The sequence below is a fragment of the Rhodococcus sp. LB1 genome, assembly GCF_001583455.1.
In the GTDB taxonomy this organism is placed as follows: domain Bacteria; phylum Actinomycetota; class Actinomycetes; order Mycobacteriales; family Mycobacteriaceae; genus Rhodococcus_F; species Rhodococcus_F opacus.
Window position 1 is genome coordinate 1 of record NZ_LTCZ01000224.1, and the last position, 16,906, is coordinate 16,906.

Here is a 16,906-nt window from a genome sequence, read left to right on the forward strand (position 1 = left end):
GAAGGGCCAGGCTTCCTCTGTTTAATCCGGTGAACGCAATTCGCTGCTCCTCGCGGGCGGTTTCGCGCCCGCCTTCCCGGAGCATCGACTGTCGGATGTGCCGATGGCGTCGATCGCCGATGCCATCGGGAAGATCCTCACCGCGCATTCCCCGTACCCGGCGGTGGTCGTCGACCGGCACTGGAACATGGTGGACGCCAACGACGCGGTCGCGGTGCTGACCGAGGGGTGCGCCGCGGAATTGCTCGAGCCGCCCGTGAACGTCCTGCGATTGAGCCTGCACCCGGACGGCATGGCACCGCGCATCCTGGACCTGGCGCAGTGGCGGGGGCATCTCCTGCACCGGCTGCGGCATCAGATCGCGGTCACCGGCGACGACGGACTGCGTGACCTGCTGCGGGAGTTGGAGGGCTACCCCGGTGGCACCGTCGGCAGCGCCGAACTGCCGGGGTCGCTCGTCGTGCCGCTGCGTATCCGGCACCACGACACGGTGCTGGCGTTCCTCAGCACGACCACGATGTTCGGCACTCCCCTCGACGTGACGGTCGCGGAGCTGGCCATCAAATCGTTCTTCCCCGCCGACGCGGTGACAGCGGCTACCCTCCGCAGTAGCGTGAGCAGCGACTGAGGAGGTAGGTCTGATGGACTTGACAGCAATTGGTGTCGGTTTCGGCTACGTGGTCGTAGTCCTCACCATTCTTGTCGTCGTGGTCGGGGTGTCGGCACTGTTCGTGTTCTCGATCAAATCGGATTTCATTCCGCCGGAATCCCCGGGGACTCCCACGGGGCGGAAGCGGATCGGCAGGGCGGAATAGCCGCGTACGCACCGGAAGGCGGGCGGTTCCTCACGGAGGGGCTGCCCGCCTTCACGTATGGCCGGGCCGCCGGTTTCTGGATCGATTCCGCTGTGCGGGCGGGGCGAAGCAACGCTTACTGAGACGCTCGGGGACAAGGCGACTACCGTGACAGGAGTCGTCTATTTTTCGAGGAGCACGGAATGAGTATCAAGTCGGTTGAGTCACGCCGCCATCGCGTCGTGGTCATTGGATCCGGCTTCGGTGGGTTGTTCGGCACACAGGCGCTGAAGAATGCCGATGTCGACATCACCATGATCGCGCGCACCACTCACCATCTGTTCCAGCCATTGCTGTATCAGGTGGCGACCGGCATTCTCTCCGTCGGCGACATCGCTCCCGCCACCCGGTTGGTGCTGCGGAAGCAGAAGAACACCAAGGTTCTGCTCGGCGATGTCGACAAGATCGATCTCGAGGCGAAGACGATCACCTCCCGGTTCCTGGACCGGACCACCATCACCCCGTACGACAGCCTGATCGTCGCGGCGGGCGCGGGCCAGTCCTACTTCGGCAACGATCATTTCTCCGAGTTCGCGCCGGGCATGAAGACCATCGACGACGCCCTCGAACTGCGCGGCCGCATCCTGGGCGCGTTCGAGCAGGCCGAATTGTCGAACGATCCCGCCGAACGCGCCCGGCTCCTGACGTTCGTCGTCGTCGGCGCCGGTCCGACCGGTGTCGAGCTCGCCGGCCAGATCGCGGAACTGTCGCGGCGCACCCTGTCGGGGGCGTTCCGCAACATCGATCCTCGTGAGGCCCGCGTGATCCTGCTGGACGGCGCGGACGACGTGCTGCCCGTCTACGGCGGCAAGCTGAGCCGCAAGGCCCGCCAGCAGCTGGAGAAGCTCGGCATCGAGATCCAGCTGGGGGCGATGGTCGTCGACGTCGACGTCGACGGCCTCGTCGTCAAGGACAAGGACGGCACGCAACGCCGGATCGAGTCGCAGTGCAAGGTGTGGTCGGCCGGTGTGCAGGCGAGCCCGCTGGGCAAGCAGATCGCGGAGCAGTCGGACGCCGAGATCGACCGGGCCGGTCGCGTCCTGGTCAAGCCGGACCTGTCGGTGCCCGGCCACCCCGAGGTGTTCGTGATCGGCGACATGATGGCGCTCGACAAGTTGCCGGGTCTGGCGCAGGTCGCGATGCAGGGCGGCAAGTACGCGGCCAAGCAGATCAAGGCCGGGCTGAGCGGTCAGAAGCCGGAGGACCGGCCGCCGTTCAAGTACTTCGACAAGGGCAGCATGGCCACCATCTCGCGGTTCAGTGCGGTGGCGAAGGTCGGGAAGCTCGAGATCAGCGGTTTCATCGGCTGGGTGGCCTGGCTGGCGATCCACCTGATGTACCTGGTCGGGTTCCGCAGCCGGCTGTCCACTCTGCTGTCGTGGACGGTGACGTTCCTCGGCCGCGGGCGCGCGCAGATGGCGTCCACCGAGCAGTGGGTGTTCGCCCGCAACGCGATGGAGCAGCTGGAGCGGCACGAGCGGGAGAGAGAGGCCGAGAAGTCGTCCGGCGGCGCGCAGCGCAAAGCCGCGGGGTGACGCAGGCGCGCCCATGACGTGAACAGAGCGGAGGGGACGGACCTGTCGGGTCCGTCCCCTCCGCCGTGCGCGTGGGTGGTCGTCAGTTGCCGAGGCGTCCGGTGTCGGTGATGTTCGCGAGCCGGACCTGCCCCTTGGAGACGAGTCGATCCTGTTCGTCGGTGATCCGGACCTCCCACAGCTGCTGGGTGCGTCCGCGGTGAACGGGACTGGCTTCGGCGGTCAGCGTGCCCTCCCGCGTCGCGCGAAGGAAGTCGGTGTTGTTGTTGACACCGACGACGTGTCCGCGTCCGCCGAGCCACACCGTGCCCGCTGCGCTGGCCACCGATTCGATGACGGAGCAGTAGACGCCGCCGTGCTGGATTCCGGCCGGCTGCTGCAGGTCCGGGGTGACCGTCCATTGCGCTCGCACGCGGTCGGGTGAGAGTTCGGTGTATTCGAGCCCGATGAGGGCGTCGAAGCCCTTGCCCAGTTGATCGGCCAACGCGGCAGTGTCGATCCGCCCGTCACCGTTCGATGCCTGCTGTTCCCCGGAATCCACCATCACACTCTCCATCGGATCGCTGTGCGCTCTCGCGGCGCACCCGATCTCCTGCCTACACGACGGGAAGGGAGGCGGGAAAAGCAGGTGGGGCAAACGGATCGGCGGGCCTCACACTGTGTCAGCGTGAGGCCCGCCGTGGGATGGACCTGGGAGTCACTGCAGCCCTCAGGACTCCGGCGCGGTCCGGTAGTTCGGTTCTCGGCGCCGGCATTTCTGCTCGGCGCCTGGAACGAGTATAGGCAAGGCTGCCCTAATTAAGCAAGCGCTTCCTGGCTTGCCCGAGTCGGCCGCAGTGCGGGCGCGTGATCCGGCTCTTCGAGCGGACCGGCACCCCGGCGGCCACGAAGGCGTCCAGGATCCCCTGCCCGCGGCGCTGCGCGGCCGCCTCGCCGCCACCGGCGAGGATCGGCACGTACGTCGCGGCTCCGAGCACGGCCTCCCCCACGAGTCCCCAGAAGCGGGACGCGTCGATCGGCGTCAGCCGGGCGATGGCGTCGAACACCGCGTGCAGCGACGTGAGACTGCGGTGCACCGTCCAGAGCAGCAGCGCCCGCTCGCAGGGCACGGTGACCGTCCGGGGTGCGCCGGCGTACGGGTCGTCCGGCAGCACGCGCATGGTGTCGTCGGCGACACCCGCCCAGTCGATGCCCTCGTCGCTGTCCATGTGGATCCACAGGTTCTCGAGCCCCGGGTCCCACGCGCGGCCCTCCAGGACGACGAGCGCGGTGACGCGCCCGACCACGGCGTGTATGAGCGCGGTGGCCACCTGCATCGCGGCGACGTCCGGGTCGGTAACGTCCTCGAGCGAACGGGCCCACATCCGGGGCACCCGGTCGCCGCCGAGGTCGTCCGCCAGCGACCACCACCGGCGTTTACCCTCGTCTGCCATCGTCGCGACCGCGTACATGCGCGGATATTCGGCGTTCAGCGCGCGAAGTCGCGTGCAGGACACGTCCAGTGCGGTCGCGGGGGCGGACAGGGTCGAAGTCACCGTGCACTCCAATCGGTCGGGATGGAACACACCAAACATAGGTGAGCCTAACCAAATATCAAGACTTGACATCATGTGATGTGAGGCACCCCCGTCGACCGCAACGCCCGGGACGTCCCGCCGGATGTGGCATCAGAGATAGGGTTCCGTAACCTAAGTAGTTGAATTCGGTGCAGATCCGGTGCACAGGCACACACGTCAGGAGCTTCCCCCGCCAGTGACGACGACGAGACAGTTCGGCAGCGACATCCCGCACCTGCCGACCGACGAGCCCTACGGGAAGCGCGACGTCCCGCGCGGTCCCGCCCCGCTGTACCTCCGGGCACTCGCGGGACTGCTCGACATCGGGATAGTGGCCATCCCCCTCGTCCTCGGCTGGTACATCGTGGAGTCCCTCCGCGAAGACAACGGCGGCGGGCAGGCGGACCGGGTCGTGTTCGGCGGCGCCGCCGTCGCGATCGCCCTCGGACTGGCCCTGTGGAACCGCGGTTTCCGCGAAGGCAACACCGGCCAGAGTTCGGGGAAGGGCTGGGTCGGCCTGGTCACCCGCGACACCCACACCCAGGACGCGATCGGCCCGAAACGGTCGCTACAGCGGGTGTTCCGGCGTTCCGGAACCGAGGTCGTGCGGGAGAGCACCGCGTCCGACGAGGGCTTCACCGTCCGCGAGAAGGACGTGTCGGTCGCGGCGATCCGGCGACGTCGGCTCGTCGGGCTGGGCGTCCTCGTGGTCCTGCTCGGGTTGGTGCTCCTCGCCAGCGTCGCCGTCGGGGCGCGGCCGCTGTCGTTCGCGGAGATCTTCCATGCACTGTTCGACGCGGACGGTTCGCAGACCGACATCATCGTGCGCACACTCCGCGGCCCGCGCACCGCACTGGGACTCATCGTCGGAATGGCGCTCGGTGTCGCGGGCGCCCTCATCCAGGGGCACACCCGCAACCCGCTTGCCGACGCCGGCCTCCTCGGTCTCAACGCGGGCGCCGCATTCCTCGTGGTGCTGTCGATGTACCTGTTCGGGTTCAGCGCGCCCAGCGAATACCTGTGGTTCGCGTTCGCCGGGTCGTTCGCGGCGAGCGTGGTCGTGTTCGGGCTGTCATCGATCGGGAACGGGGCGGCGAGCCCGCTGAGCCTGGCCCTGGCCGGCGCCGCCGTCGCGTTCTTCCTGCAGGCGATGACCAACGCAATCATCATCGTCGACCAGTCCAGCCTCGACTCCTACCGCTTCTGGGTGGTCGGGTCCGTGGCCGGCCGCGGCTTCGACGTGCTGTGGCAGGTGCTGCCGTTCCTCGTCGTCGGACTGATCCTCGCCCTCGTCAGCACACCGGGCCTGAACGTCCTCAGCCTCGGCGAGGACGTGGCACGGTCGCTGGGCACGAACATCGCGGCCAGCCGCGCACTCGGCATCGTCGCGATCACCCTCCTCACCGGTGCGGCCACCGCGGCGTGCGGTCCGATCGCGTTCATCGGTCTCGTCGTCCCCCACGTCGCGCGGGCGATCACCGGCCCCGACTACCGGTGGCTGGTCCCCTACGCCGGGCTCCTCGGCGGCGTCATGCTCGTGACCGCCGACGTCATCGGACGCGTCGTCGTCCGGCCGGGTGAGTTGCAGGTGGGGATCGTGCTGGCCGTGTTCGGTGCACCGTTCTTCATCGCGTTGGTTCGGCGCAGAAAGTTGGCAAGCCTGTGAGCACTCGCGACGAAGTGCGCCCCGACCTCGGGGCCGCCCCGGCGTCCCGCGTCCCGGCCCGCCCCGCGTTCCGGCTCGGACCGATCTCGCTGGTCCTGCGCCCCCTCGGCATCGCCGTGAACGTGGCCCTGCTGGTGGCGCTGTTCCTGGTGCTGTGCCTCAACATCGGCCGCGGCGACTACCCGCTGTCGATCCCCGAGGTCACCCGGGTGCTGTTCGGCGGCGGCACGAAGGCGCAGAACTTCATCGTCATGGACCTCCGGCTGCCGCGGTCGCTGACCGGGGTGTTCATCGGCATGGCCCTCGGCTTGGCCGGCGCCATCACCCAGTCGATCGCCCGCAACGCCCTCGCCAGCCCGGACATCCTCGGCATCACGTCCGGTGCCAGCGCCGCCGCGGTCGCGCTGATCGTCCTCGGCGGCGGCGGCAGCTTCGTCGGCCTCCTCGCCACCCTGGGCATCCCGCTGGCCGCCCTGTTCGGCGGACTTCTCACCGCGCTGGTCATTTACCTGCTCGCGTGGCGCGGCGGGGTGGAGGGTTACCGGCTGATCCTGATCGGCATCGGCATCAACGCCATGCTGATCGCCGTCACCGGCTGGCTGCTGATCTCCGCGGACATCAACGACGCGTCGCGGGCCCAGGTGTGGCTCAACGGGTCCCTCAACGGCGCCGCCTGGAGTCAGGTGTGGCCCGTCACGATCGCCGTCGTCCTCGTCGGCGGCTACGCGGTGATCTCGTCGTTCACGATGGGCGCCCTCCGCCTCGGCGACGACAACGCGGTGTCGCTGGGTGTGCGGCTGCAGTGGTCGCAGGCCCGGCTCCTGCTCATGGCCGTCGCCCTGGCCGGCATCGCGACCGCGGCGGCGGGTCCGGTCGGCTTCGTCGCGCTCGCCGCGCCGCAGGTGGCGCTGCGGCTGGTGCGGTCCGCGGGACCGCCGCTCATCGCGTCGGCGCTGACCGGCGCCGTGCTCGTGGTGGGCAGCGACGTCGTCGCCCGCACGATCCTGCCCGTCGAACTGCCGGTGGGTATCGTCACCTCCGCACTCGGCGGTCCATTCCTGCTGTATCTGCTGGTGCGCAACAATCGGAAGGTCTCGGCATGACCGTGCAGACTGACTCTCGACTGATCGCCGAGAACCTGAGCCTCGGGTACGGCGACCGGGTCATCGTCGACCACCTCGACCTCGAGGTGAGGACCGGGGTGATCACCACCGTGATCGGACCGAACGGCTGCGGCAAGTCCACCCTGCTGCGCGCGCTGGGGCGGCTGCTGAGGCCGCGCAACGGTTCGGTGCTGCTCGACGGCAAGGCCATCGGCTCGATGCGCACCAAGGACGTCGCCCGCACACTGGGCATGCTTCCCCAGGCGCCGCTGGCCCCCGAGGGGCTCACGGTGGCCGACCTGGTGGCCCGCGGCAGGCACCCGCACCAGTCGTGGCTGCGGCAGTGGTCGTCCGACGACGAGGGCGAGGTCGCCGAGGCGCTCGCGCTGACCGGGGTGTCCGACCTCGCGGACCGCCCCGTCGACCAACTGTCGGGTGGTCAGCGTCAGCGGGCCTGGATCTCGATGGCCCTCGCGCAGGGAACCGACATCCTCCTGCTCGACGAGCCCACCACCTACCTGGACCTGGCGCACTCGATCGAGGTGCTCGACCTGGTGGACCGGATGCACGAGGAGTTGGGCCGCACCGTGGTGATGGTGCTCCACGACCTGAACCTCGCGATCCGCTACAGCGATCAGCTGATCGTCATGCGGGACGGCACCATCGTCGCGGCCGGCGCGCCGAAGGACATCATCTCCGCCGAACTCCTGCTCGAGGTGTTCGGTCTCGAGGCCGCGGTCATCGCCGACCCGGTGTCCGATCGCCCGCTGGTGGTGCCGATCGGCACCCGCCACGTGTACGGCGCGGTCGGCGGACCGGAGTCGAAGTAGCGGCCGTCAGCGTCGGCCGCCGATCATCGTCCGCACCAGGCGGTAACTCTGCCCCAGCGACACCGTCGGCAGGTACGCCCTGCCGACGGCGTTGCCGATGCTCGGCAGGGCCGCCGGGTCGGCGAACGTCATGTGCATGGCCACGTACCGGGGCTGGAACTTCGACTTGAACGCCAGCAGCGAACGGAACCCGTACACCGGTTCCAGGGTCCGGCCGAGCAGATCGAGGACGCTGTCCATCACCGCCGACAGGCTCGACGACTCCGACCGTTCCCGCTCGTCGGCGTCGCCGTCCGGTTGCTCGACCTTGGCGAGCGGGGCGCCGGACAGGCTCAGGAACTGCGCCCCCTCCTCCTCCAGTTTCAGCGCCGCCGACGCGATGAGGAACTCCATCGCCGGGCGGAACCCTTCCGAGCGCCGCCGCATGAAGTCGAGGGTCCAGCCGACCACCCGCCCGTCCTGGTACACCGGCAACCAGGACGTGACGCCGTGGACGGTGCGGTCCTCGTCGACGGCGACCAGGCAGCGCACCTCCGGGTCGTCGACCTCGTCGAGTCCGCCGAGCGTGAAACCCATTTCGGGCATCCCCTTGTCGGCCACCCATTCCTCGGAGATCGCCGTGATCTGGTCGGTGATCGACCGGGGGGCGCTGGGGAAGCTGACCCATTCCGCGGTGATCCCCGACTTCTTCGCCTTGTTCAGGGCGGTCCGGACGTCCTGGAACCGTTTGCCGGTGAACGCGATCTGCCCCAGATCCAGCACCGTCTCCTCGGCGACCTGGATGCCGCTCCAGCCGAGGGCGTCCGTGACGGCGCGGACCTCGCCGGTCACCGAGTAGAAGCACGGGATCCACCCGTTGGCGGCGGCGAATTCGGCGAAGTGTTCGACGTTGTCCCGCAACCGGTCCGGCGGGCCGACCGGGTCGCCGGTGGTGAGGGCGACACCGGCGAGGACCCGGTACGCGACGTAGCCGGTGCCGTCGGCGGAGAACCAGTAGTTGTTGCCGCGCCACGTCGTCATCCAGGACAGCGGGCTTCCGCTCCCCGACTTCAGCAGGGCGCGTGCGCGTTCGGCGGACTCCGAGTCCGATCCGATGGCGGGACTGAGGAACGTCGCGGCGACGAGCGCGCACGCCGCCACCCAGAACACCACCCCGGTCCACTCGTACAGCAGGGTCGCGGGGATGCTCACCGGCAGCAGCCGGGGGTCGAGCCACTGTAGGTACACGGGCGGGATGAGCCGCTCCGGGAAGTCGGCGACCAGCGTCGCCATGCCGGGCCTTGGGTCGAAACCGTTCCGCGCCCACAACCCGCCCAGCAGGTAGAGGACGGCGAGCCCGGCGAGGACGGACACCAGGACGACGGCCAGCCGCCGGTAGGTGCCGGCCGGGGCGGACACGTCGAAGAACCGCCGGGTGGCGAGCAGCACGATCAGGATCGCCAGCGGTGTCAGGAACGGCACCAGCGTCCGGTACAGGTTCGGGTCGGCGAGACCGTAGAACAGGGAGTCCTCGTCGAGGGAGTCGACGAACCGGACCGCGAAGTTCAGCAGCGACAGCACCAGCAGGATCACCTGGGCGATCACGGACGCGACCCACGCGAAGCGACGGCCCCGTCGGAGGCCGTCGCTGAGGGTGAGGAGGAACAGGGACGGCATCAGGCTCAGCAGGGTCGGTCCGACCCCGGACAGACGGAGTTCGAGCAGCCCGCGCCGGCATTCGGGGTCCGACGCCGACACCTCACACAGGTCGCGCACTTCGCCGGCCGTGTAGGGGATGCCGCGGAACAGGTCGCGGAGCACGGCGAGGGGACCGACCGCCTCCGCGGACAGCGCCGCGATCATCGGACCGATCGCGCTGGCCGCCACGATGATCGCGACGAGCACCCGGCCCTCACGCTGGGTGCCCGCGATCCGTTCGCCGCGCGCGGAACGGCCGACGATCCAGCGGCCGATCACCAGCCCGACCACGGCCGCGGCGAGCCGGACCACATCCTGCAGCGAACCACTGAACAGTGCCAGGGTGATGGTGAACACGAGGACGCCGACGCGGATCCGCCGACGCCACAGCGTGCCCATGTTCGAACTGGCCACCATCGCGGCACCGACGATCCACGTGCTCGGACCGACAGCCATGCCCACGTGCAGCCGGAAACCCCAGTTCGCGTCGACGACCTTCGCGACGGCGGCCACCGACAGTGCGAGCAGCCCGCCGAGCACCTGGGTGGCGACCGCCGCCAGCGCGAACCGCGCCGACCCCATGCGGCGTTCCAGCGGCGCGGCCACCACGAGGACGAGAACAGTCGTCGACAGGTACGCCAGGACGTCGTCGCCCCACAGCCCGGCGGTCAGCAGGGTCCACACCCAGCCGTTCTGGAACGCCCGGATCCCGATCGCGACGTGCTGGGACAGGTCGTGGGAGGGACCGCTGATCACACTGGACGTGGCGATCGCGAGGATCCAGATCACGACCAGCAGCGCGATGCTGACCGGCGCACCCCGCACCCCGCCCCAGACCCGTTCCGCCGCCCGCCCGGTCTGACCCTTGACCCTGGCCGCCGGACCGTGCCCGGTCGCCGCGCTGTCGTCGGTCTTCATCCGCCAGGTCCCCACTCTCCGCGATGTCGAGAACGAACGCTTGCCCGGCGGGTCGGCCGCTGCCAACCCGACCGTAATCCACCCGTTCGGAGTATGGCCAATACCACACGCCGTGACGCAGTTTTACTACTACCAGTAGTACGTATCTGCGTCGTCGTATCCGTAGAATCAATTTATGGCTGGACTCGGCGAACTCGAACGCGCAGTGATGGATCACCTGTGGTCCACATCGGAACCGCAGACGGTACGGCAGGTACACGAGGCACTGGCGGCACGCCGTGAACTCGCGTACACGACTGTCATGACAGTGCTCCAACGACTGGCGAAGAAGCACCTCGTCATTCAGCAGCGCGACGACCGCGCCCACCGGTACCTGCCGGTGCACCAGCGCGAGGAGCTCGTCGCGAGCCTCATGGTGGACGCCCTGCAGCAGGCTGACAAGTCCGGAAGCCGCGCCGCCGCACTCGTCCACTTCGTGGGGCAGGTCGGCGCCGACGAGGCCGACGCGCTCCGCGAGGCCCTCGCCGCGCTCGAGGCCAAGGAGCGGTCCACCGGAGACAATCAGTCGGGAACCGTTCGCGCCGGCTGACGTTCGTCATGCATGATGAGTAGGACATGGACGCCACCACCGCGCTGGTTTTCGGAGTACTCGCACTTCTTCTCGCAGGGCCTGTCCCTGCGCTGCTGAGTCGTGCCCGATGGCCGCATCGCGCCCCCCGAGCAGCCCTCGTGCTGTGGCAGGCAATCGCCCTCGCCGCAGTTCTGTCCGCGTTCAGTTCGGGTCTCGCGATCGCCAGCCAGCTGCTGGTCCCCGGACCGGACGGGCGCCCCACCACGGCACCGGTCGCCGAGATCGACGCCCTGGGCCTGCCCCTGTGGCTGCTGTACGTGGTGGTCTTCGCGCTCACCCTCCTCGTCGGCGCCAAACTGATCTTCTCGATCGTGCAGGTCGGGGTCCGCACCCGGCGCAGACGCGCCCGGCACCGCATGCTCGTCGACCTCCTCGACCGCTGCGACTCCTCGTCGCCCCTCGCCCGCACCCCCGACCTGCGGGTCCTCGACGTCACCGAGCCCATCGCCTACTGCCTGCCCGGTCTGCGCCAGCGGGTGGTGCTGAGCCAGGGCACGTTCACCAACCTCGACGACGCGGAGATCACCGCGATCCTCACCCACGAGCGGTCCCATCTGCGGGCCCGGCACGACCTCGTCCTCGAGGCGTTCACCGCCGTCAACGCCGCCTTCCCCACCGTGGTGCGCAGCAAATCCGCGCTGGGGTCGGTGCAGCTGCTGGTCGAGATGCTGGCCGACGACTCCGCCGTCCGCGCCACCGGGCCGACCGCACTGGCCCGCGCACTCGTCGCCTGCTCGGGGTCGATCGCCCCGAAGGGTGCCATGGCCGCGGGTGGTCCCAGCACCCTGCTGCGGGTGCAGCGCCTGGCCTCCTCGGAGGCGGGCACCCCGGTGGCTCTCGCCGCCTACGCCGCGTCGGTGGCCATCCTCGTGGTGCCGACCATCGCCGTCGCCGTCCCCTGGCTCACCGAACTGAGCCGGTTGTTCAGCGCCGTATAGTCACCCAGCTCACAACCCGCCGCATTCGATAACCGGGCGCCCCGTCGCGTACACTGGTCGACGGTCGCCACTGCGGCCCATCAACACTGAAACGGCACACAGCCCAATTCCCCGCACTTCCGCGAATGGATTGACCAGGTGACATGTGCCCTGGCTCGTCCCTTTGTGCGTGCTGCATGACAGCCCCCGCTCCGCGACGCGCCCTATGCCCGGAGAGGTATTTGCGTGACCAACGCTGTCCAGACGACGTCTGCCCCACTAGAGCAGACCGAGACCGAAACCCCTGATCAGAACGCCACCGTGACGTTCGCCGAGATCGGCCTGCCCGCCCCCCTGGTGCAGGCCCTCGCCCGCAACTCCATCACCGTCCCGTCGCCGATCCAGGCGCTGGCCGTCCCCGATGCGCTGGCCGGCACCAACGTCCTCGGCCGCGCACAGACCGGATCAGGCAAGACCCTCGCATTCGGCCTGCCGATGCTCACCCGCCTGTCCCGCCACGAGGACCGGCCCGCACCCAAGCGTCCCCGCGCACTGGTGCTCGTGCCCACCCGTGAACTCGCATTCCAGGTGGTCGACTCCCTCAACTCGTACGCCGGCGCCATGGGCCTGACCGTCCGCCCCGCCGTCGGCGGCACCCCGTTCTCCAAGCAGGTCGACCAGCTGCGCCGCGGCGTCGACATCCTCGTCGCCACCCCCGGCCGGCTGAACGACCACCTGCGTCAGGGCACCTGCATCCTCGACTCGATCGAGATCACGGCGCTCGACGAGGCCGATCAGATGGCCGACATGGGCTTCCTGCCCGAGGTCCGGGCCATCCTCGGTGAGACCCGGGCCGACGGCCAGCGTCTCCTGTTCTCGGCCACCCTGGACCGTGAGGTGCAGTCGCTGGTCCGCCAGTTCCTGCCCGACCACGTGCAGCACTCCACCGAGGACGGTCGCGCCAGCGTCGACACGATGGAGCACTACGTGCTGCTCGTCGACCGCGGCCAGAAGGACAACGTCCTCGCGGAAATCGGTGCCCGCGACGGCCGCACGATCATGTTCGCCCGCACCAAGCTCGGCTGCGAGGGCATCACCGACCGCCTCCGCGCGGTGGGCATCGCCGCCGAGGCGCTGCACGGTGGCAAGGCGCAGAATCAGCGCACCCGTGTCCTCGAGCGGTTCAAGAACGGCCGCACCCCGGTGCTCGTCGCGACGGACGTCGCCGCCCGCGGCATCCACGTCGACGGCATCGACCTGGTCGTGCACGTCGATCCGCCCGCCGACCACAAGGACTACCTGCACCGCGCAGGCCGGACCGCCCGTGCAGGTGAGAAGGGCACCGTCGTCGCGATCGTGCTCCCCAACCAGAAGCGCACGTTCCGCCGCCTGACCGGGATGGCCGGCGTCGACGCCACCGCCGTGCCCGTCACACCCGGCTCGGAGAAGCTGGCCAGCATCACCGGCGCCAAGGCGCCCAGCGGAGAACCGGTGCGCGACACCTACTCCCGCGGCGAGCGTGGCGGCGACCGCAAGTTCGGTGACCGCGGACCCCGCCGTGATGGCGGATACGCCGGCCGCGACGGCGGCGGCTACCGCGGCAATCGCAGCGACCGTGGTGAGCGCAGCTTCGGCGACCGTCCGTCGGGTGGTCGCAGCTTCGAGGGTCGTGGCCCGCGCCGCGACCAAACCGACAACCGGTCCGGCGGCTACCGGGGCGACCGTCCGCAGCGTGACGGTGACAACCGTGGCGGCGGTTACCGCGGCGACCGGGACAACCGGACGTTCACCGATCGGGCCCCGCGCCGCGACTTCGGTGACAGCGCACCCCGCCGCGAGTACGGCGGCGGCAACAGCGCACCGCGCCGCGACTTCGGTGACCGCGGCGACAGCCACCGCGGTACCGGCGAGCGCAGCTTCGACCGCAGCGCACCGCGCCGCGATTTCGGCGACAACCGCGGTGCGGCGGGCGGGTTCCGTCGCGACGACCGCCGTGACGATCGCCGCCCCGCGGCCGCGTCGGAGCGGCGCCCCGCGTCGACCGGTGGCGGGTTCCGCAGCCGCACGGACCGTCGCTCGTACGACGGTTTCGACGGCCCGCGGCGTGAGCGCCGCAGCTGATCGATCGCTGATCGGACAACCGAATAACGAAGTGTGAGAGAAGGCCGGCCGTCGCATGTGCGACGGCCGGCCTTCGTATGTTTGGCTTAGGCGGTTGAGGTTTTCGTAGCCGCCGATTTCACTACCGCCGAGCGAGAGGGAATGCTGTATCCATGACTATCGACAACACTGAGGGTGCCCGCGCCCAGATCGGCGTCACGGGACTGGCCGTCATGGGCTCGAACATCGCCCGCAACTTCGCCCGGCACGGTCACACGGTCGCGCTGCACAACCGCAGCATCGCCAAGACCGACGCCCTCATCGAGGAGCACGGCAGCGAGGGCGACTTCGTCCGCACCGAGACGATCGAGGAGTTCGTGGGCGCGCTGCAGAAGCCGCGCCGCGTGCTGATCATGGTCAAGGCCGGCGACCCCACCGACGCCGTCATCGAGGAACTCGCCGCGGCGATGGAGCCCGGTGACATCATCATCGACGGCGGCAACGCCCTGTACACGGACACGATCCGCCGTGAGGCCTCCCTCCGGGAGCGTGGCCTGCACTTCGTCGGCGCCGGCATCTCCGGCGGCGAGGAGGGCGCGCTCAACGGCCCGTCGATCATGCCGGGCGGACCGAAGGAGTCCTACGCGGCCCTCGGCCCGCTGCTCGAGTCGATCGCCGCGCAGGTCGACGGCACCCCCTGCTGCACGCACATCGGCCCCGACGGGTCCGGTCACTTCGTGAAGATGGTGCACAACGGCATCGAGTACGCCGACATGCAGCTCATCGGCGAGGCGTACAACCTGCTCGGATCCGCCCTCGGATACGACGCCGGGAAGATCGCCGACGTGTTCACCGAATGGAATGGCGGCGACCTCGAAAGCTACCTCGTCGAGATCACCGCGGAGGTGCTACGGCAGAACGACGCCAAGACCGGCAAGCCGCTCGTCGACGTGATCGTCGACGCCGCCGAGCAGAAGGGCACCGGCCGCTGGACCGTCAAGTCCGCGCTCGACCTCGGTGTCCCCGTCACGGGGATCGCCGAGGCCGTGTTCGCCCGCGCCCTGTCCGGGTCCCGCGAGCAGCGCAAGGCCGCGGTCGGGCTGGCGTCCGGCGTCCTCGCCGACAAGCCCACCGATGCCGCCCAGTTCACCGAGGACATCCGGCAGGCCCTGTACGCGTCGAAGGTCGTGGCCTACGCGCAGGGATTCGACCAGATCGCGGCCGGCAGCGCCGAATACGACTGGGACCTGCACCCCGCCGACCTCGCGACCATCTGGCGCGGCGGCTGCATCATCCGCGCCCGGTTCCTCAACCGCATCAAGGACGCGTACGACGAGAACCCGACGCTGCCGAGCCTCATCCTGGCCCCGTACTTCCGCGACGCCATCGAGACGGCCATCGACAGCTGGCGCCGGGTGGTCTCCACCGCCACGCTGCTCGGGATCCCGGTGCCGGCGTTCGCGTCGTCGCTGTCCTACTACGACGCCCTGCGCGCTGAGCGGCTGCCCGCGGCCCTGACGCAGGGGCAGCGCGACTTCTTCGGCGCCCACACCTACGAGCGGGTCGACGCGGAGGGCAAGTTCCACACCCTCTGGAGCGGTGACCGCAGCGAAGTGCAGGCCTGAGCTTCGCCGACCACCCGTCCCCGGCCGTGACGTACCGCGTGTACGTCACGGCCGAGGCGTCGGAGGCCCCACCGCGGAGGCGGTAGCCTTTCCGATATGCCCGACGACGAGTTCTCTTCGCCCGCACCGGTGGGTGAGACGTTCCTCGAGCTCGGTCTCCCCGCGGTGATGACCCATGCCCTCGCCCGCAGCGGCATCGGGGCGCCGTTCCCGATCCAGGCGGCCACCATTCCCGACGTCCTCGCGGGCCGCGACGTTCTGGGCCGCGCGCCGACCGGCTCCGGGAAGACCCTCGCGTTCGGCCTGCCGATGCTCGTGCGGCTCAAGGGCGCCGCGAGCAGGCGGGGCTTCCCGCGCGGCATCGTCCTGGTGCCCACCCGTGAACTGGCGTTGCAGATCGAGCGTGCGCTGGACGAGCCGGCGCTGTCCGTGGGGTTGCGGGTGGCGAACGTGGTCGGCGGGATTCCCATCAAACGTCAGGTCGAGATCCTGTCGCGCGGCGTCGACCTGCTGATCGCGACGCCGGGACGCCTCGCCGACCACGTGGCGCAGGGGTCGGTGTCGCTGGACGACGTGACGGTGCTGACGCTCGACGAGGCCGACCACATGGCCGACCTGGGGTTCATGCCGCAGGTCACGACGATCCTCGACAAGACCCCGGCGGACGGTCAGCGGCTGCTGTTCTCGGCGACCCTCGACGGGGAGGTCGACACCCTCGTCCGCCGGTACCTGCGGGACCCGGTCACCCACTCGACGGCGCCGGTCACCGCATCGGTGAGCACCATGCGCCACCACCTGCTGTTCGTCGACCGGGTCGACAAGAAATCCGTTGTGGCACATATCGGTTCACGTGCGGGACGCACCCTCATGTTCGTGCGCACCAAGTACGGGGTGGACCGGCTCGCGCAGCAACTCCACGAAGCCGGCATCTCCGCGGGCGCCCTGCACGGCGGCAAGGCGCAGAACAACCGCACCCGCACCCTCGAATCGTTCGCCGACGGCACCACCCCGGTCCTGGTGGCCACCGACGTGGCGGCGCGGGGCATCCACGTCGACGACATCTCGCTCGTCGTCCACGTCGACCCCCCGGCCGACCCCAAGGACTACCTGCACCGCGCGGGCCGCACCGCCCGCGCCGGCGAGTCCGGCGTGGTGGTCACCCTCGTCACCGAGGACGAACGCGCCGAGGTGGAGAAGCTGACCCGCAAGGCGGGGATCGAGGTGGACGGCGTGCGGGTGCGGCCCGGCGACACGGTGCTGGCCGAGATCACCGGCGCCCGCCGCCCCACCGGGAAGGCGGTCGCCGCGCCCGACACCCGGGCACCGGCGCAGGACACCCCGAAGAAGGGCAGGCAGGCGCACGACACCGGGGGTCGCCCGGCCCGCCGCGGCCGGCCCGGGGACGGCGGAGCACCGCGGGCCGGTGCCCGACGCGGCCGGAAACCCGGACCTGCGTCAACTCCGCACGGACACCGCAACCGCGGGGCACACTGA

General features: G+C 69.7%; 13 protein-coding genes and 1 pseudogene. 11 read left to right on the top strand and 3 right to left on the bottom strand.

Going from position 1 to position 16,906, the window contains the following annotated elements; translation table 11 throughout:
* Nucleotides 1-31 precede the first annotated feature (31 nt).
* The 3 genes and pseudogenes from AZG88_RS26615 to AZG88_RS26625 form a co-directional block, all read left to right on the top strand.
* Nucleotides 32-628: pseudogene (locus AZG88_RS26615) on the top strand (MmyB family transcriptional regulator); the annotation flags it as partial.
* Nucleotides 629-641: 13 nt separating this feature from the next.
* Nucleotides 642-815 carry a hypothetical protein gene (locus AZG88_RS26620; RefSeq protein ID WP_009480519.1) on the top strand — a complete coding sequence of 58 codons (174 nt, stop codon included), beginning with the start codon at nucleotides 642-644 and terminating at the stop codon, nucleotides 813-815.
* Between the two features lie 182 nt (nucleotides 816-997).
* Entirely contained in the window at nucleotides 998-2,389 is a 1,392-nt protein-coding gene (locus AZG88_RS26625; RefSeq protein WP_061044132.1) for an NAD(P)/FAD-dependent oxidoreductase, read from the top strand.
* A gap of 82 nt (nucleotides 2,390-2,471) precedes the next feature.
* Here AZG88_RS26625 and AZG88_RS26630 read toward each other — a convergent pair whose 3' ends face one another.
* Together AZG88_RS26630 and AZG88_RS26635 are read right to left on the bottom strand one after the other, a co-directional pair.
* The gene (locus tag AZG88_RS26630) at nucleotides 2,472-2,933 is read right to left on the bottom strand and encodes a PaaI family thioesterase (protein ID WP_005255099.1); all 462 of its coding nucleotides are present in this window, start codon (nucleotides 2,931-2,933) and stop codon (nucleotides 2,472-2,474) included.
* A 250-nt stretch (nucleotides 2,934-3,183) separates the two neighbouring features.
* On the bottom strand, nucleotides 3,184-3,963 hold the full coding sequence (locus AZG88_RS26635; RefSeq protein ID WP_061044133.1) for a hypothetical protein: 780 nt from the start codon (nucleotides 3,961-3,963) through the stop codon (nucleotides 3,184-3,186).
* Nucleotides 3,964-4,141: 178 nt separating this feature from the next.
* On the opposite strand from AZG88_RS26635, the gene AZG88_RS26640 reads away from it, so the two are divergent.
* From AZG88_RS26640 to AZG88_RS26650, 3 genes are read left to right on the top strand one after another with little or no spacing between them, the layout of a single operon-like run.
* Nucleotides 4,142-5,611, top strand: coding sequence for a FecCD family ABC transporter permease (locus AZG88_RS26640; protein ID WP_197436281.1), 1,470 nt, complete (start codon nucleotides 4,142-4,144; stop codon nucleotides 5,609-5,611).
* A complete protein-coding gene (locus tag AZG88_RS26645; protein ID WP_025432557.1) occupies nucleotides 5,608-6,714 on the top strand; it encodes a FecCD family ABC transporter permease in 1,107 nt (368 codons plus the stop codon). The genes AZG88_RS26640 and AZG88_RS26645 overlap by 4 nt, the downstream gene beginning before the upstream one ends.
* The gene (locus tag AZG88_RS26650) at nucleotides 6,711-7,544 is read left to right on the top strand and encodes an ABC transporter ATP-binding protein (RefSeq protein ID WP_061044134.1); all 834 of its coding nucleotides are present in this window, start codon (nucleotides 6,711-6,713) and stop codon (nucleotides 7,542-7,544) included. Before AZG88_RS26645 ends, AZG88_RS26650 begins: the two co-directional genes overlap by 4 nt.
* A 6-nt stretch (nucleotides 7,545-7,550) precedes the next feature.
* Here the strand turns inward: AZG88_RS26650 and AZG88_RS26655 are convergent, their stop codons facing one another.
* The gene (locus AZG88_RS26655) at nucleotides 7,551-10,139 is read right to left on the bottom strand and encodes a phosphatidylglycerol lysyltransferase domain-containing protein (protein WP_061044135.1); all 2,589 of its coding nucleotides are present in this window, start codon (nucleotides 10,137-10,139) and stop codon (nucleotides 7,551-7,553) included.
* A gap of 175 nt (nucleotides 10,140-10,314) precedes the next feature.
* Here AZG88_RS26655 and AZG88_RS26660 point away from each other — a divergent pair, with 175 nt between their 5' ends.
* The 5 genes from AZG88_RS26660 (at nucleotide 10,315) to AZG88_RS26680 (ending at nucleotide 16,906) form a co-directional block, all read left to right on the top strand.
* Nucleotides 10,315-10,728 carry a BlaI/MecI/CopY family transcriptional regulator gene (locus AZG88_RS26660; protein WP_005246077.1) on the top strand — a complete coding sequence of 138 codons (414 nt, stop codon included), beginning with the start codon at nucleotides 10,315-10,317 and terminating at the stop codon, nucleotides 10,726-10,728.
* Nucleotides 10,729-10,754: 26 nt separating this feature from the next.
* A complete protein-coding gene (locus AZG88_RS26665) occupies nucleotides 10,755-11,708 on the top strand; it encodes a M56 family metallopeptidase (protein WP_005246076.1) in 954 nt (317 codons plus the stop codon).
* 225 nt (nucleotides 11,709-11,933) lie between these two features.
* Entirely contained in the window at nucleotides 11,934-13,808 is a 1,875-nt protein-coding gene (locus AZG88_RS26670; protein WP_061044136.1) for a DEAD/DEAH box helicase, read from the top strand.
* A gap of 152 nt (nucleotides 13,809-13,960) precedes the next feature.
* A complete protein-coding gene (gene gndA / locus AZG88_RS26675) occupies nucleotides 13,961-15,412 on the top strand; it encodes an NADP-dependent phosphogluconate dehydrogenase (RefSeq protein ID WP_005246074.1) in 1,452 nt (483 codons plus the stop codon).
* A 96-nt stretch (nucleotides 15,413-15,508) separates the two neighbouring features.
* A complete protein-coding gene (locus tag AZG88_RS26680; protein WP_061044137.1) occupies nucleotides 15,509-16,906 on the top strand; it encodes a DEAD/DEAH box helicase in 1,398 nt (465 codons plus the stop codon).

What these genes read in the sequence shown, in the direction of transcription:
- AZG88_RS26620 (WP_009480519.1), top strand. Translation starts at nt 642, where the DNA reads ATGGACTTGACAGCAATTGGTGTCGGTTTCGGCTACGTGGTCGTAGTC.
- AZG88_RS26625 (WP_061044132.1), top strand. Translation starts at nt 998, where the DNA reads ATGAGTATCAAGTCGGTTGAGTCACGCCGCCATCGCGTCGTGGTCATT.
- AZG88_RS26630 (WP_005255099.1), bottom strand. Translation starts at nt 2,933, where the DNA reads ATGGTGGATTCCGGGGAACAGCAGGCATCGAACGGTGACGGGCGGATC.
- AZG88_RS26635 (WP_061044133.1), bottom strand. Translation starts at nt 3,963, where the DNA reads ATGTTTGGTGTGTTCCATCCCGACCGATTGGAGTGCACGGTGACTTCG.
- AZG88_RS26650 (WP_061044134.1), top strand. Translation starts at nt 6,711, where the DNA reads ATGACCGTGCAGACTGACTCTCGACTGATCGCCGAGAACCTGAGCCTC.
- AZG88_RS26655 (WP_061044135.1), bottom strand. Translation starts at nt 10,139, where the DNA reads ATGAAGACCGACGACAGCGCGGCGACCGGGCACGGTCCGGCGGCCAGG.
- AZG88_RS26660 (WP_005246077.1), top strand. Translation starts at nt 10,315, where the DNA reads ATGGCTGGACTCGGCGAACTCGAACGCGCAGTGATGGATCACCTGTGG.
- AZG88_RS26665 (WP_005246076.1), top strand. Translation starts at nt 10,755, where the DNA reads ATGGACGCCACCACCGCGCTGGTTTTCGGAGTACTCGCACTTCTTCTC.
- gndA (WP_005246074.1), top strand. Translation starts at nt 13,961, where the DNA reads ATGACTATCGACAACACTGAGGGTGCCCGCGCCCAGATCGGCGTCACG.
- AZG88_RS26680 (WP_061044137.1), top strand. Translation starts at nt 15,509, where the DNA reads ATGCCCGACGACGAGTTCTCTTCGCCCGCACCGGTGGGTGAGACGTTC.